Raw genomic sequence first — 15,496 nt, forward strand, 5'->3', positions numbered from 1 at the left:
AACTACAATGCTAAAAGGCCATCCAAATTATTGGATTGGCCTGTAAAGCTAGTCCTCACATTGTCAGGGCTGGGTTTTTAATTTGTTCTTTCATGACAAAATCGTCTAAGCTTTTGAAAGTGTAACCTTGCTTTTTTAAGTCTTGGATCACTTTTTCAAGAGCTTCTGCATTGTCCTTTGAAACGGTGTGAAGAAGTAGAACTGCTCCAGGATGAACTTGCGCTAAAATCTGGTCATGTGCATACTTCCAACCTTTTTGATGATCTACTTCCCAGTCTTTATAAGCAAGTGACCATAAAACATGGGTGTATCCCGCTTCTTGAGCTACTTTTAATGTACGCTCACTTAAAATCCCTCTTGGTGGACGCAGATATTGCATTCCTTTTTGCCCTGTGATTCGTTCGGTTTCTTTTTTTACTTTAGTTAGTTCTTGCTTAATCTTTGGTACACTCATTTGTGTTAAATCCGGATGGCTCCATGAGTGATTTCCGACTATATGTCCCTCGTTCACCATCCGTTTTGTGAGATCTGGGGCTGATCTTACATAATGACCTGTCACAAAAAAAGCAGCCGGCACTTTTTCTTTTTTCAATACATCGAGAATTTGCTTGGTGTATCCATTTTCATAGCCATTATCAAAGGTTAAATATAAGGTTTTATCATTAGGATTTCCTTTATAAAAAGCACCATACTTTTCAAGTACGGCTTCATATTCTTGCCCAGCATCTGCTTGTTCTCCATTCCTTGCTTTATTAAATCCCCAATGAATAGCTTTATTCGAAATGGCAGCTGCGGAACCCGTAAAGCCAAATAGCAAGAAGAAGATAAAGCAGATCTTTATTATTTTTTTCATCTTTTTCTCCTTTCCACCTTTTTCATAGCTTTTTCAATCTGTCCACATTCATGTATGACAAAAAGAACCATTTGATTAAGGTGTTGTTTGAAAGGTGAAATACAGATGATCTTGGATCGGCAGCCATGCGCCTATTTTTTGGGAGGTGACATTTTTCACAACGATTTCGTGTTTCATTCCACGTATGACCACATACACCTCTCCATATGTGACTTCTCCTTTTTCAACAATCGCGGGAACATAAGCATTTAAATGACCGATCTTTTTCGGATTTACATTATAGACCTGCTGTTGTTTCGTTCCCGCCCCCACCATTGTTTCTAAACTTAAAGGGAGCTTTGTTTTCTTTCTTGCTTTTAATAAGATCATGTTTTGCACATCATCTGCTTGTTCAACTTTCGAGGTTAATCCACCCTTTATTCGCTTTTGAACTTGTTGACCATAACTCATTTGCTGGTTTTCTGTCCCTGAACTATTGTCATACGTATTCGTATTCACTTTTTGATACTGCCAATTTGGAGTCGACTGCTCAGATTGATAATTCAGTGGAAAGGTTCCCATAAAAATAGTTGCTCGCATTCCTACGGCAAATGGAGATTTATTAATAGATGATTCATTCAGAATCTTAATTAAGTATGGATTTTCAATTGGTTCATCTGAGGATTCCAATAATTCTTTAGTGAATTCACTCGGCTTTAATTGAGGTAAATCTTCATTTTGATTTGGATTGGTATTTTCCTGTTCAATATTAATAACAGAAGAAGGTAATTCGATGGCATCTTTTTTGGACTGTTCTTTCGCTAATGTATAAGTGCTTGGGCCACTTAATAATAAGGAAAATGCCATTCCAAAAACTAAAAAGTATTTTAACATAAAGGCAAACCCCTTTCTATTTTAAAAAAGTATCATTGTTTGCCTTTATGTTTTTCAGAAAGTCTTTCATTTATCCATGATTATAATAAATAAAAACCTAAAGCCATGATTAAATAGGCGGCAACAAGGGTTGCCCCTTCGAACCAATTGGATTCTCCGTCATTGGATAATACAATATTAAGAAGAACAGCTGTCACCATGGCCACAATCTCTGGAATGGTAAAAACAAGTGGCATGGTTTCGGAGAAAAACAACGAAATCAATACCAAAATTGGTGCAACAAACATGGCAACTTGCAATGTGGAACCAACCGCAATTTCAACGGCGACATCCATTTTATTTTTAAAAGCCATTAAAACAGCAGAAGCATGTTCAGCTGCATTTCCAACAATTGCCACAATAATAACCCCAATAAAAAGTTCCGTCCAGCCAAATTGCTCTCCTACTGTTTCAAAAGTATGGACAAGCTTTTCAGAAATATACGCTACAACAAGAGTAGCCAAAGCTAAAATCAGGATCGCTTTTCCTTTACTCCATTCTGGTTCTTCCGACTCGATGTTGTCTTCCGCTTCCTTCGTATGATAGACACCGCGATGGGTGACAAGCTTAAATAATAAAGCAGCGATGTATAACAGTATCAAGATGATCGCAATCCCGACACTTAAAGTCATCGTTTTGGCTTCAGTTAAACTGCTACTAAATATTTCAGGTATCACAAAGGCTACGATGACAGCAAACATTAATAAACCTGAGTTATGTCTCGCATCAAACACATTGAATTTCTGCACTTTGAATTTCAGTCCACCAATAAAAAAGGATAGACCGCCAACAAGTAGCAAATTTCCAATCACTGAACCTGTTAAAGATGCAAGGACTACTCCTATTAGGCCTGCTTTTAATGAAAAGATCGAAATGATTAATTCAACGGCATTCCCAAACGTTGCATTCAATAACCCGCCGACTCTCGGTCCTACCACAAGCGTTAAGCTCTCAGTTGCTCTCCCCATAAAACTAGCAAGAGCAATGATGGTTAAACAATAAATAATGAACATAAAGACCGTTGGAAAATGAAGCAACGCTCCAATGACGGATAAAGGTATACCAATAATCAACATAATAAGAAATATTTTATTCATGATGCCAAATCCTCTCAATGAAAAAATTTTGTTCTCTTATTATGTCCATATCTATCCGTTTATTTCAGTTCACGATACTGAAAAGCTTCTCTATTGCGATGGGGGCTTGTGTTTAGTGATCATCCTCTGCTATTAAAGAGTTCAGTTCTCCCCCAACCATAATAATGATTGCGGAAAGATAGAACCATAACATCAAAACAATAATCGCTCCTAGGCTTCCATATGTAGATGTGTAGTTTCCAAATTCAGATACATAGTAGGAAAAACCGAAGGAAACAATAATCCAACCAAGGCTAGCGAATAGCGCCCCTGGTGCTGCTGTCTTGAATTTCACCTTTGTACTTGGTGCGAGTAAATAAATAATGAAAAAGACAAGGAATAAAATAATCGGGGTTAAGGTCCAACGAATAATGCCCCAAATCTCTAGAAATTCGTTCGAAAAGCCGAGGCTAGAAAACACAAACACTCCTAATTGTTTGCCAAAAACGGGGACCAATAACGCAAGCAAAAATACAAAAATCATTGCCAATGTCAATATAACAGCCAAACCTCTAGCTAAAATAAACGGTCTTCCCTCTTCCACATTATAAGCACGATTTAAAGAACGCATAAGACCATTCATTCCATTGGAGGCAGACCAGATCGTCCCAATAATCCCGATCGATAAAAGACCGCCACTTCGATTATCCATCACTTCATTCAGCGTACTACGAATCATATTAAACGTCTCTTCGGGTGCAAAGCCCTTGATCATATTAAACAGATCATCCTGACTCAATGGTGTATAAGGCAACAGGGTTGCCACAAAAATTAATAAAGGGAATAAAGATAACAAAAAGAAGTATGCCAGTTGTGCAGCCATCCCAGTTACATCATTATCCATAATTTTCACTATTAATCGTTTGATAAATTTTATAAATCTTTGGGAATCTTTGCGCATTTTAATTTTTCTCCGTCGCATTCCATTCACCTCCATTCTATCCATTGCTGTTATTTTACCTTTTTCAAGACAAACGAAACATCCTTTTCCTCCTTATTACTTTGTAATAGGGCATTTTAGTCCCTAAATAGGATTTCTGATATTTGACAATTTTTAAAAGAAGTGAAAAAATATGAACGATGGTACATCGGGGGAAGGAATGAAATCGAATGGATTTATCACAAAACACACCAGAAAACATTGAATATATGGTCAATCAAATTGCAACAAAAATTAAAATGGTTAATGCCAGTGCCATCCAATATACAGATATGGACATGGCAACATTTGAAGAATTGAGAGACATTTATGAAATGGTTTTAAGAAAAAACAATTTCAGTCCAGGAGAAATGCAAGCATTAGCCGAAGAATTAGGCAGACTACGGAAATAAGAACAAAAGCGCCTTGAACTAGGAAGAAAGGCTAAATTCGCGCCGTCCTGGCGCAACACCTTTCTGACCAACATCCTGTTGGCCTCCGACAAGCAAATGTTCCTGAACCTAGGAAGGGGCTTTTTCCCTTCATAGGTTCAGGGTTATTTGACCTCGAGGGGCTAGGCGCTGGAGCTGGATGTCGACCGCCACATAAGCTAGTTCCCCACAAACCAAGAATTTTACAATTTCCTAAAACCAGAAACAAAGTCTTCTTTTTTTAATGAAGAGACTGGAGTATAACTAAAATGCTAAGCTTCTAAAACGAACAATGCATTACCATTAGCAAAGTATATTACTAGAGCAAAGATACGTACTATACTAGTTCGTTTTTTCTTAGGTGAAAACACTTTATCTCAGCCTCTATCATTAATTGCTTACTTCAGATGCGTAATTGTCCTTGTATCTTGAAAAAATAGTAAGCAGCTTGTTCATATCTTTTTCAGATATCTGATTCATACAGGAAATTTGGAGCCAGTTCCTCTTTTGTAAATAGGTACTTTCATAATGAAGCTGGTAGCCGTTTAAAAAGAGATTGTCTCCGATCGTTCTTGCTTCCTCCTCTTTTGAGAATGCAATCGTCATAATTAGAGGGGCAGCATGTTCCCAAGGAGCTAATACACTCCCACCCATATCTTCAATTGCTTTTCTAATTTTCTCATACCGATACTTTATTCGATCATATACCTCGTTTGGCTGCTCATATTTTTTCAATGCTTGCGCTAGAGCCTCGACGAGATTTGATGATTGTGTATAAGGAACCCCATTTGCTGCCACATAGGAACCTAGATCTAAATAACGCGGCAGACAAAAGCTTGACTCAACTTCTTCTTGATGAAACACAAATGATAAGCCTGTATAACTTCCTAATGTTTTCCCGCTTACTCCTGAAGCAAAAGTGACTCCCTCTAAATTGAGTGGAACAGCCCCCAACGAACTAACGCAATCCAAACAAAGCTTTACGTTATGCTTCTGGCTGATTTCCTTTAAACGCTCAAGACTGTTTAATACTCCTGTAGATGTTTCACAATGGACGGCCCATACCCATTCGTATTGGTTCTCATGAACGAGTTGGGAGACCTGATCAAACGGAAATGGCTCTCCCCATTCTACTTGATACTGATCAAAGTCTAATTGCCATCGCTTCGCATGGTCCATAAGTCTTTTACCAAATTCCCCATTGTTTAAAATCAAACCTTTTCCATTCAACAAAGACAACTGTCCCGCAACCACATCATTTGCTAACGTTCCTGTCCCATGCAACACCTGGACAAAGTTGGCATTTGTCAATGTGGTCAGCTGTTTTTGGACATGAGTAAGTATGTGATCAAATTCTTTTGAGCGGTGTGAATACGGGCTGCTTGTGAATGCCAACTGTACTTCATCCGCAATCGTAGCAGGCCCGGGCATGAAATTGACCGGCTCTTTTAAAATTTTCCCAATATCTGATGCTTCAAAAATAGCTTTTGTTAAATACATTGGCTGAAAAGCTGCCTTTGCATCCCCAATTAAATGAGCGAAAGGTTGAAAGCCTAAATGCTTATATAGTTTCTGTTGTCTAGTGGTCCCAGAAATAATTGCCGCATCATAACCCATTTTCAAACAATAACGAATAAGCGACTGCGTTAATCCAACGAACACCCTTCCATTTCGATGGTCGGGATCTACGGCTAGAAGCCTGATTTCACAAAGATTCTCAGCCTGCACTGGAAGATGCTCTTCCACCTCTCCTATTTTTTGATCTAGTGAAAAAGGACGCTTATGTCTTACACAAATCATCCCAATCACTTGATCCTTTTTTAAAGCAATGATATAAGTGTTTTCATTGTGGAATCGATCACGCAATTGCTGTGTAGCATTTTCCCCATGTTGTGGAATTTCTTCTACAAATGTTTGATAATTTAATTTTTCTATTTGTACAAATTCTGCTGGATGATCAGCTATTTTAAAGAACAGGCTCATTAACGATTGTCCCCTTCTACCAAAATTTTTCCTCTATTTATCTCTTTTTTTGCAGATGTTCTTTTATCGTCTGCCGGTGGGCAAATAACACAAGTACAGAGATACAAGCACTCCATGCGACCTCTACTATTGGATATGGAACCAATAGCATGACGATCGGATACGATCCAACTGCTACCATACCTGCCATTGTAAAGCTTTTCAGCCAAAAATAAAAGCCAAGAAATACACAAATAAACAAAATGAATAAGAGCGGATGAAAGGTTAGAAATCCGCCAATAAAGGTGGACGCTCCTTTCCCTCCATTGAAACGGAATAGAATCGGAAAAATATGACCTCCCACAACAAACAATAAGGCCGCAAGCTGAACACTTGGGGAAAAGTCAAAATAGCGACTCACGAGTATCACGATTCCCCCTTTTCCGGCATCTCCAAGAAAAGTCAGCACAAATGCAGTTTTCCCAAAAACCCTGCCAGCATTTCTCGCTCCAACGTTCCCGCTTCCCTCTATATGAAGTTTTTTTCCGTAAAAGAATTTCGCGATAATTTGTCCCGTTAAGACATTCCCTAATAAGTAGGCAAATACAAATAATAATAATTCATTCATAAGCAGAGTCCGTTCTTTTTTTTCATCATACCACGAAATTCCAGTCGATCCTATCATAAGATTTAGATTTTTCACATGTCCGGTTGAAATTCATAATTTGTTTTTGCCAAAAAACAGCCTATTTAATATATAACAACGCTTGCGATCAAATCCACCCTTGATTTCCGCTGCTTGGACGTGCAGCCTAGCCATGCCGCCTGCGAGTTTCTCACGAAAAAAAAGATGCGAGAGCCAAAAAAGGCCTCGCATCTTTCTATCATCGTCAAGCTTACAGTAATTTTAGTGATTCACGGACGAATGCAGGAATATCGTCTGGTGTACGGCTTGTTACGAGTTGGTCTGAACAAACCACAACCTCTTTATCCTGGAAGTGAACACCGGCATTCTCAAGATCCACCTTGATTGACACATACCCTGTTGCGCCACGTCCATCAAGCGATTTCGCTGTAATTAATAGCTGTGGCCCATGGCAGATCGCAAATACAGGCTTTTTATCATCCATAAAGGCTTTCGCAAATGTAACAAAACGTTCATCTGCTCTTAGCTGATCAGGTGAAAAGCCTCCAGGTATAAATAAAGCATCAAAGTCGTCTGGGTTTACTTCATCAATCCCTTTATCGATTGTTACTTCTGCTTGTTTGTTTTTACCGTCTACTGTTTTACCTGCTTCCTTTTCAATTGTTATCACTTCATGTCCAGCTTCTTTAAAAGCGTCAGCCGGCTTTGTATATTCCGAGTCCTCAAACATATTCGTTATCACTGTTGCTATTTTCTTTCCCATTTCTACCAACTCCTTCAGAAAAGATAACTTCACTTGTATCATTCCCGAATCAACTAGATTCAAACGTATCCTTCTTTTTCACCTGTTTGTCATGATTTAAAAGGCGCAGATCTGCTAAAATAAATAGAAAGGAATACAAACATCATTTCTCGATCCGTCTTTTGATTTTGCGTTCTACTTTCTTAGAAAGAGTGAAGTTTATGAAAAAGGTTATATTGATATATACTAGCTCAACAGGGAGCACCGAAGCAATCGCTGAGGTGATCATCGAGGAGTTAAAACAGAATAATGAAATTGATTTCACGGTTAAAGATTCATTTGATGCCACCCCTGCTGAATTACAAGCATATGACGGTATTTTAATTGGAACCTATACTTGGGACGGCGGGGTAGTTCCAGATGAATTTATGGATTTTTATGAGGAACTCGATGGTGAAAATTTAACTGGTAAAGCAGCCGCTGTTTTTGGATCTGGTGATTCCTATTATACGAACACCTTTGGAGCAGCGCTCACACTCTTTTCACAGAAATTATCCGAATTAGGAGCTAATGTGATTCTTCCAAATTTCCTTATTGACCTATTTCCTGAGGATACAGATCTTGTCTCTGCTAAACAATTTGCCCAGCATTTTAGTCACTCTCTTTTAAAATAAAAAAAAGCATCGTATGGGTTAAATTGAATAACCGTCACACGATGCTTTTATATTACTAGCCAATTTCTAATCTGTTAGAAATTATCTTTATTCCTCTGATTTCGTTCTAGGTAGAATAAGTACTTCAACTCGTCTATTTTGGGCTCTCCCAACATCCGTACCATTATCTCCCACTGGTTGAAACTCGCCAAAGCCTTTAGCACTAAACCATCTAGGATCGAGCTCTTTATCATCCAAGAGAATCTTCATAAAATTAATTGCCCGCATCACGCTTAGCTCCCAATTCGACTCGAAGTTCGCATTGCGAATGGGAATATTGTCCGTATGACCACTAATAATTATATTACGTGGTGGATCCATTTCTAAAAACTTTGCCAACTCTCTTGCAGTCGTTTTATCTTTCTCTCGCACTTCAGCCTTTCCAGACTCAAACAAAACATTATCTCGAATTGTCAGTAACAAACCTTCCCCTGTTAACGAGGTAGCAAACTTATTATTAAACTCATTTTCTTTAATGTATGAATTGATTCTTGCTTGAATTTGTTCTAACTCTTTTTGCTCCTCTAAATCGAGAATGGGCTCTTGCTTTTGTTGCTCTATTTCCTGTTCGGATGCCGCTCCTGCATCCGTGCCATCTTTACTATGGTCATCATTTTCAACTGGGTTTTGATAGTCAATTGGTCCCGTCCCACCAAGAAAAATGCCATTAAATACTTGGGACATTTGTTGGAATTTCTGTGCATCCACACTACTTGTCGAGAACAAAACGATAAAGAGTGCCAAAAGCAATGTCATTAAATCGGAATACGGTAAAAGCCAAGATTCATTTACCTCTTGCTCTTCTTCCCTTTTTTTCCGTCTACGTCTAGACATTTTGCATCTCACCGCTTTCCTCTAATATTTCTCGCCGTTCAGAAGCAGGAAGATAAGAGGACAATTTTTGTTCAATAATACGTGGAGCTTCTCCCTCAAGAATCGATAAAATTCCCTCAACCATCATACCCTTTAAACGAATTTCTTCTTGAGATTTTCTTTTTAACTTGTTTGCAAATGGATGCCATAGTACATAGCCTGTGAAAATCCCCAGCATCGTCGCAATAAATGCGGCTGAAATCGCTCTTCCCAATTCCTCCGTATTGTCCATATTCCCCAATGCGGCAATCAATCCAATCACCGCTCCAAGTACGCCTAGAGTCGGGGCATATGTACCAGCTTGAGAGAAAATTTGCGCGCCTGATTGATGTCTTTCTTCCATTGCATCAATTTCTTCGTTCAAGACATCTCTTATGTAATCCGCATTTTGTCCGTCCACAGCTAAATTTAATCCGCTTCTCATAAAGGGATCCTTAACATCATCAAGCTTCGCTTCCAACGCTAGGAGTCCTTCTTTTCTTGCTAATTGAGCAAGTTCAGAGAATTCCATAATGACATCCTTTGGTTGGTAGTCTTTCTTTTCCTTAAAAATAACCGCTATTAATTTTGGCACTCGTTTAATTTCGGAAGTAGGGAATGCGATCACCACACTCGCCGCCGTGCCTACAATGATAATTAAAATGGCTGCTGGATTGAGCAGGGCCGCTAGGCTAACACCTTTCATAACCATCCCAACTCCAACAGCGAGAATTCCCATTATCAAACCAATAAGTGTTGTCTTATCCATCTGTTTCACCCTAAACTTTCATAAATGTCTTACTGTATATATCGACAACATTTTACATTATTGAATCTTTTTTCCATTTTATCCCGAATTAACTGGCAGTAAGACCCCCACTTCAAGAATTCGAGGTGAGAACGAGAATTGCAGTAAATCCCCGATTGGTTCAGGCCGGCACGACGCAGGTCACAAAGGCGTTGCAACGTATAGGATGTACTAGTGCAGACGAAGCGACAGGACGTCGCGTTTGAGTCTGCCAACAGGATGTTGCGAATTTAGCCTTTGATCCTTAAACACTCAGTAGGGGATGAAAAAACCCCCACTGAATGAAGTTTCACTTTATGTCTATGGATTATCTTAAAAATTTATCTTCTATTTGATCTTGATATTTTCTGAACACACTTGAATTGGTTTTCATCCGCTTTTTCGACATAAGGCGATTGTACTCCGCTAACTTCTGATTTAGCTCCTTTTTTAACTCATCTTTTTCCATCTTGTCTTCGGAATGACGAATTAAATCCTCTATTGACATGATCTCTTTCTTAACATTCATTTCATCAGGGGAAAAGCCAGCGTTTTTCATCATTCGATAGGCCATTTTCAGATCATCTGGAATCCCCTGCAATGAATCAGGTGGCAATGGTTTGCCAGCCCCAGGTAAATGGTCAAATGCTCCTTCTTCGTAAGCCTTACGAATTTTTTCCTCTGTCATTCGTTCAAAACGATCCATTTTCCACGCCTCCCTACCGATTCTTTACTCTAAGTATACCCTTTCACTTCATCAAAACGAAAGACAGATTATGGCGATTTTTTAAAAAGAGCATTACTCAAAAAGAAGCGTTCTTAAAGATCGAAAATCGCCAAAAAGGCTCCCTTACCGCAGGCATCGCTTCAGCCTCCTCGCTCACCGGGGTCTTCAGCTGATGGTATTCCTGCAGGTGTGTCACCGTTTTTGACGATTTTCTTAGTGTTCATTCACAAACAAAGAAGGAGGAAAATTCATTCATTTCTTTCGTTGTTGAAGACTTATTGGACAGCCTCTGCATATTTTTAAGCGGGCGTTGTTTCTTTCGTAATTTGCATTGCAGGACCAAAAAATTCAAAACGTATATTTCCTTTAGGTATTCCTAAATGTGCAAGCATGTTGACGACATTTTTTAAAAATGGAACTGGCCCACACACGTAACAAACTGTATTCTCGGCTATTTTATCTTGCAAAAACTCTTCCGTTATATAACCCGTGAAATGATGATCTCCATTTTGATCGATCGGTTTTTCATACCCATAATAATAAGCACCATTATTCAATTGTTCGACAAGATTTGCGGCTTCTTTGGCAAATGCATGAACTTCTTCAGTTCTCGCTGAGTGAATAAATGTGACCATTCGGACTGTATTGGTTTGTACTAAAGTATCAAGCATGCTCATCATTGGTGTAAGGCCAACTCCTCCACTTATGAGTGCAATGGGTGCTGTTTCTTCTTCCACTAAATGAAAATCACCTGCTGGTGCACTGACTTCAACTTGATCTCCTACCACAACATGATCATGGAGATAATTCGATACCTTTCCATTCGGCTCAAAGTCCTTTTCCTTTTTAACGGAAATTCTGAAATATTTTTTACTTGGGGCACTTGAAAGACTGTATTGGCGATTTAGCGTGTATTTCTCTCCGGGTATTTGAACTCGAACTGTAATATATTGTCCTGGTTTATAGGTTGGGACAGGTTTTTCATCAATTGGCTGAAGATAAAATGATGTGATCACTTCACTCTCTTGGACTTTATCGATTACCTTGAAGGACTTAAAATCCTTCCACCCTCCTGATTGCTTTTCAGCTTCTTCATATAGCTCTTCCTCTAATCCAATGAAAGCTTGTGCAATAACACCATAGGCTTCTCCCCATGCCTCGATCACTTCATCTGTAGCTGCTTCGCCAAGCACTTCTTTAATCGCTAATAATAGATGTTTTCCGACAATTGGATAATGTTCAGGTTTCACTCCCAAGCTTCTATGCTTAAAAGCAACCTGTTGAACAGCGGGTAGAATCATTTCAAGTTGATCAATATTCTTTGCTGCTGCATAGACCATATTAGCTAATGCCGTCTGTTGACGGCCTTGAGATTGGTTCGCATGATTAAATATATTTAATAGTTCTGGATGATGGGTGAACATGTTTTTATAGAATACCGAGGTAATGTTCACCCCTTGCGTTTCCAATACAGGAGCCGTTGATTTAACAATATCGATCGTTTTTTGTGAAAGTGTCATTTGAATACCCCTTTTAACATGTATTTTAAATATATGTTTACTGTATAATAATCTATTTTTTAAAGCAATATTTTAAATACATGTTTAAAAGAACTGTCACAAAACCGTCTTGAAATGTTCAATAATGAACAAAGGGACCCTCTCGCTTTTACCTAGAAGCTGAATCACTGTATAATACGTGATAGGTGATGATTATGAGATTAACGAATTATACAGACTATGCCTTACGCGTGTTAATTTATATAACGGCTAAAGAACAAGATCAACTTTCTACAATCTCTGAAATTGCAGAGGCTTACGATATATCAAAAAACCATTTAATGAAAGTCATTCATGAACTTGGAAAGCTAGGGATTATCACAACCATTCGAGGACGTGGAGGCGGGATTAAATTGGCTCTTCCTCCCGAAGACATTAATATCGGGGCACTTGTTCGAAAAACAGAAGACGATTTTAAACTAGTTCCTTGTTTTGAAAAAGGCAATCATTCTTGTGCAATCTCGCCGATCTGTGGTTTGAAACATGCACTAAACAAAGCTTTGCTGGCATATTTGCAAGTGTTGGATGAATATACTTTAGCAGATATTGTTGTGCAACCGGATCGCTATCGTACCCTGCTTGGAATCAACCAGCCCAAATCTTAATAAAAAGAGCTCCCACCACAAATCCTATGTGACTAATTTTGTTGTTTTCTTTTCATTTAGGGTTCTATAGGTCGTTCTATGCGATCGCTTTTACGTGTTCTTAAAGATTCCAAACTCTATGGAGCTTGCTATGTGACCAGTTTAATGTTTTTCTTTCGAGTGCAGGTATTTTAGTACTCAAATCCTAATGTAAGCTGCTAACATGAGTTGGATATATTTTCTTTCATTGCTAAAGTATAATAGAGATAGACTACATATTATAAAGGAGAATAATTATGCCAAATTTTCAAGAAAACCTAGAGAAATACGCAGCATTAGCTGTCCAGGTAGGAGTGAATGTTCAAAAAGGACAAACACTTGTAATCAATGCAGCAATTGAGACGGCAGAATTTATTCGTCTTGTTGTTAAAAAGGCTTATGAAACAGGTGCGAAAAACGTCATTGTAAACTGGAGTGATGATACAATTTCCAGATTGAAATATGATTTAGCTCCTGACGAAGCTTTCCAAGAATATCCAATGTGGCGGGCTAAAGAGGTTGAAGAACTTGCAGAAAAAGGGGCAGCTTTTATGTCCGTGGTCTCCTCTAGCCCAGATCTTTTAAAAGGGGTCGATTCCTCAAGAATTGCCAATTTCCAAAAGGCTGCAGGGAAAGCAATGGAGAAGTACCGCCAATATATTCAATCAGATAAAGTCAGTTGGACTGTAATTGCCGCTCCTTCCAAAGATTGGGCAGCAAAAGTCTTCTCTGATTCCGCTTCAGAGGAGCAGGTTCAACTGCTTTGGGAAGCGATTTTTAAAGCGACACGAGTAGATACAGTAGATCCTGTTACGGTATGGAAAAAGCATGATGAAACATTGCATGAAAAAGTTGACTATCTCAATCAGAAGCATTATAAGAAACTACATTATAAAGCACCTGGAACAGATTTAACGATTGAATTGCCTGAAAAGCATCTTTGGGCTGGTGCTGGCAGCTTGAATCAAAGCGGGCACGAATTTATGGCCAATATGCCGACAGAAGAAGTTTTTACAGTCCCACAAAAAGAAGGTGTGAACGGTTATATTTCTAGCACAAAACCGCTAAGCTTTGCCGGAAATATTATTGATGAGTTTACTGTCACTTTTGAAAATGGACGGATTATCGAGACAAAAGCAAAAGAAGGTGCAGATATTTTAAAACAATTAGTCGAAACCGATGAAGGTTCTCACTATCTTGGAGAAGTAGCCCTTGTCCCACACAGTTCTCCCATTTCTCAAGCGAACATCTTATTCTACAATACTCTATTTGATGAAAATGCCTCCAACCATTTAGCCATCGGGAGTGCGTACGCCTTTTGTATCGAAGGTGGGAAAGAAATGTCCCAAGAAGAACTGGCAGAAAACGGCCTAAATTCCAGTATTACACATGTCGACTTTATGGTAGGCTCCGCTGAAATGGACATAGATGGCATTACAACAGACGGGAAAGTTGAACCTGTATTCCGTAATGGGGAATGGGCATTTTAGTAATAACTGGCTTCTGAGAAGCTTTCAGAATGGGAGTTGTAGAATAAATGGAACAAGCTAAGAAAAAGCCGATGAAAGAAACATTGACAATTAAAACGAGCCACGTCTTCCCACCTGACGCCAATCATCTTGGAACTTTATTTGGGGGCAAATTAATGGCTTATATCGATGATGTCGCTTCTATCGCAGCAATTAAGTTAGCGAGAAGGCCTGTTGTAACGGCTTCAACGGATTCAGTTGACTTTATTAAACCGATTAAAATTGGGGATTCTGTGACCTTAGAAGCAATTGTCACATGGACGGGTTATAGCTCAATGGAGGTATTTGTAAAGGTAATTGCGGAACAATTACTTACCGGGGAAAAATCGGTTGCCGCTCTGTCATTTCTAACCTTTGTCGCATTAGGAGCAGATGGAAAACCTACCGCAACTCCCGAAGTTTATCCAGAAACAGACGAAGAAAAATGGCTTCATCAAACAGCAAGTCGCAGGGCGGCTCACCGGAAGTCCAGAAAGCAAGAGAGTAAAGATTTAGTCACCTTTTTCTCGAACAATTTCATATAAGTGCGTGTTCAAAAAGGAGGATAAAAAGGACCAAGTCGGCGACTACGCTGACGTCCTGTCAGCAACACCGACACTAGTACATCCTGGACGTCGAAAGTTTGAGGCGGCCCCTGATACATGAGCACAAGGAAAGCTTCCCAGAGTCTGCATCGCACGAGGGAAAAGTGGTATTCTTTTCCGAGGAGCGAAGAAACAAGCCAACGAGCTTCCACAGGAGGTGGTGACTTCGACGTTCGACACAGGACGTGTCGGTACTTAGTCGAAGATCCTTTATCTCGAAGTGTCATTTTTACCGGACTTTTTGAACATCCTCTATAAAAAAACTTCAACAAGTAGGAGTTTCTATCACTTCGTTACCAAATAAGCCCGACTAAAGAAGGAAGCTTTGTTATTAAAGAGCTTCCTTTTTTGTAACATTTTTACAGACGCGTTAAATTTTCTTAACAAGGAAACAAGCATATCTCTGCTTTTGCTTGTATTCTCTAGGTTTCTTTCTTCTTCCTTTGTAACATAACAAATTCTTCCAATTTCTCCCACCTGTTTTTCGGGAAATTATTCTTTATACTATATTTGGTGAACCT

General features: G+C 39.0%; 16 protein-coding genes. 5 read left to right on the top strand and 11 right to left on the bottom strand.

Annotation, left to right across the window (positions count from 1 at the left end; translation table 11 throughout):
• Nucleotides 1-55 precede the first annotated feature (55 nt).
• The 4 genes from pdaA to KI375_RS25125 all read right to left on the bottom strand — a co-directional run bounded on the left by pdaA (nucleotide 56) and on the right by KI375_RS25125 (nucleotide 3,823).
• On the bottom strand, nucleotides 56-853 hold the full coding sequence (gene pdaA / locus KI375_RS25110) for a delta-lactam-biosynthetic de-N-acetylase (protein ID WP_212976119.1): 798 nt from the start codon (nucleotides 851-853) through the stop codon (nucleotides 56-58).
• A gap of 75 nt (nucleotides 854-928) precedes the next feature.
• Nucleotides 929-1,726 (bottom strand): YfkD family protein, encoded by a 798-nt coding sequence (locus KI375_RS25115; RefSeq protein ID WP_212976120.1) that lies wholly within the window; start codon nucleotides 1,724-1,726, stop codon nucleotides 929-931.
• An 80-nt stretch (nucleotides 1,727-1,806) separates the two neighbouring features.
• On the bottom strand, nucleotides 1,807-2,862 hold the full coding sequence (gene cax, locus KI375_RS25120; protein WP_212976121.1) for a calcium/proton exchanger: 1,056 nt from the start codon (nucleotides 2,860-2,862) through the stop codon (nucleotides 1,807-1,809).
• A gap of 112 nt (nucleotides 2,863-2,974) precedes the next feature.
• Nucleotides 2,975-3,823 carry a YihY/virulence factor BrkB family protein gene (locus tag KI375_RS25125; protein WP_212976122.1) on the bottom strand — a complete coding sequence of 283 codons (849 nt, stop codon included), beginning with the start codon at nucleotides 3,821-3,823 and terminating at the stop codon, nucleotides 2,975-2,977.
• Between the two features lie 188 nt (nucleotides 3,824-4,011).
• Between KI375_RS25125 and KI375_RS25130 the strand changes: the two genes are divergently transcribed.
• Complete coding sequence (locus KI375_RS25130; RefSeq protein ID WP_212976123.1) at nucleotides 4,012-4,233, top strand: DUF1128 domain-containing protein; 222 nt, start codon at nucleotides 4,012-4,014, stop codon at nucleotides 4,231-4,233.
• A 408-nt stretch (nucleotides 4,234-4,641) separates the two neighbouring features.
• Here the strand turns inward: KI375_RS25130 and KI375_RS25135 are convergent, their stop codons facing one another.
• The 3 genes from KI375_RS25135 to KI375_RS25145 form a co-directional block, all read right to left on the bottom strand.
• Nucleotides 4,642-6,234, bottom strand: coding sequence for a GNAT family N-acetyltransferase (locus KI375_RS25135; protein ID WP_212976124.1), 1,593 nt, complete (start codon nucleotides 6,232-6,234; stop codon nucleotides 4,642-4,644).
• 37 nt (nucleotides 6,235-6,271) lie between these two features.
• A complete protein-coding gene (locus tag KI375_RS25140; protein ID WP_212976125.1) occupies nucleotides 6,272-6,841 on the bottom strand; it encodes a glycerol-3-phosphate acyltransferase in 570 nt (189 codons plus the stop codon).
• Between the two features lie 268 nt (nucleotides 6,842-7,109).
• Complete coding sequence (locus tag KI375_RS25145; protein WP_212976126.1) at nucleotides 7,110-7,622, bottom strand: type 1 glutamine amidotransferase domain-containing protein; 513 nt, start codon at nucleotides 7,620-7,622, stop codon at nucleotides 7,110-7,112.
• Nucleotides 7,623-7,822: 200 nt separating this feature from the next.
• On the opposite strand from KI375_RS25145, the gene KI375_RS25150 reads away from it, so the two are divergent.
• Nucleotides 7,823-8,275 carry a flavodoxin domain-containing protein gene (locus KI375_RS25150; RefSeq protein WP_212976127.1) on the top strand — a complete coding sequence of 151 codons (453 nt, stop codon included), beginning with the start codon at nucleotides 7,823-7,825 and terminating at the stop codon, nucleotides 8,273-8,275.
• Between the two features lie 87 nt (nucleotides 8,276-8,362).
• Here KI375_RS25150 and motB read toward each other — a convergent pair whose 3' ends face one another.
• The 4 genes from motB to hmpA all read right to left on the bottom strand — a co-directional run bounded on the left by motB (nucleotide 8,363) and on the right by hmpA (nucleotide 12,200).
• Complete coding sequence (motB, locus tag KI375_RS25155) at nucleotides 8,363-9,148, bottom strand: flagellar motor protein MotB (protein WP_212976128.1); 786 nt, start codon at nucleotides 9,146-9,148, stop codon at nucleotides 8,363-8,365.
• Nucleotides 9,141-9,935 (bottom strand): flagellar motor stator protein MotA, encoded by a 795-nt coding sequence (gene motA / locus KI375_RS25160; RefSeq protein ID WP_212976129.1) that lies wholly within the window; start codon nucleotides 9,933-9,935, stop codon nucleotides 9,141-9,143. The genes motB and motA overlap by 8 nt, the downstream gene beginning before the upstream one ends.
• 346 nt (nucleotides 9,936-10,281) lie before the next feature.
• Nucleotides 10,282-10,659, bottom strand: coding sequence for a DnaJ family domain-containing protein (locus KI375_RS25165; protein ID WP_207450553.1), 378 nt, complete (start codon nucleotides 10,657-10,659; stop codon nucleotides 10,282-10,284).
• 320 nt (nucleotides 10,660-10,979) lie between these two features.
• Nucleotides 10,980-12,200, bottom strand: coding sequence for an NO-inducible flavohemoprotein (gene hmpA / locus KI375_RS25170; RefSeq protein WP_212976130.1), 1,221 nt, complete (start codon nucleotides 12,198-12,200; stop codon nucleotides 10,980-10,982).
• Nucleotides 12,201-12,394: 194 nt separating this feature from the next.
• On the opposite strand from hmpA, the gene KI375_RS25175 reads away from it, so the two are divergent.
• From KI375_RS25175 to KI375_RS25185, 3 genes are all read left to right on the top strand, one after another.
• Nucleotides 12,395-12,844, top strand: a complete 450-nt coding sequence (locus tag KI375_RS25175) for an RrF2 family transcriptional regulator (RefSeq protein ID WP_207450556.1) — start codon at nucleotides 12,395-12,397, stop codon at nucleotides 12,842-12,844.
• Between the two features lie 275 nt (nucleotides 12,845-13,119).
• Nucleotides 13,120-14,352, top strand: coding sequence for an aminopeptidase (locus tag KI375_RS25180; RefSeq protein WP_212976131.1), 1,233 nt, complete (start codon nucleotides 13,120-13,122; stop codon nucleotides 14,350-14,352).
• 47 nt (nucleotides 14,353-14,399) lie between these two features.
• Entirely contained in the window at nucleotides 14,400-14,915 is a 516-nt protein-coding gene (locus tag KI375_RS25185; RefSeq protein ID WP_212976132.1) for an acyl-CoA thioesterase, read from the top strand.
• The last annotated feature ends 581 nt before the right edge of the window (nucleotides 14,916-15,496 follow it).

The sequence above is a fragment of the Bacillus sp. J14TS2 genome, from assembly GCF_018333015.1.
GTDB lineage: Bacteria > Bacillota > Bacilli > Bacillales > Bacillaceae_C > Lederbergia.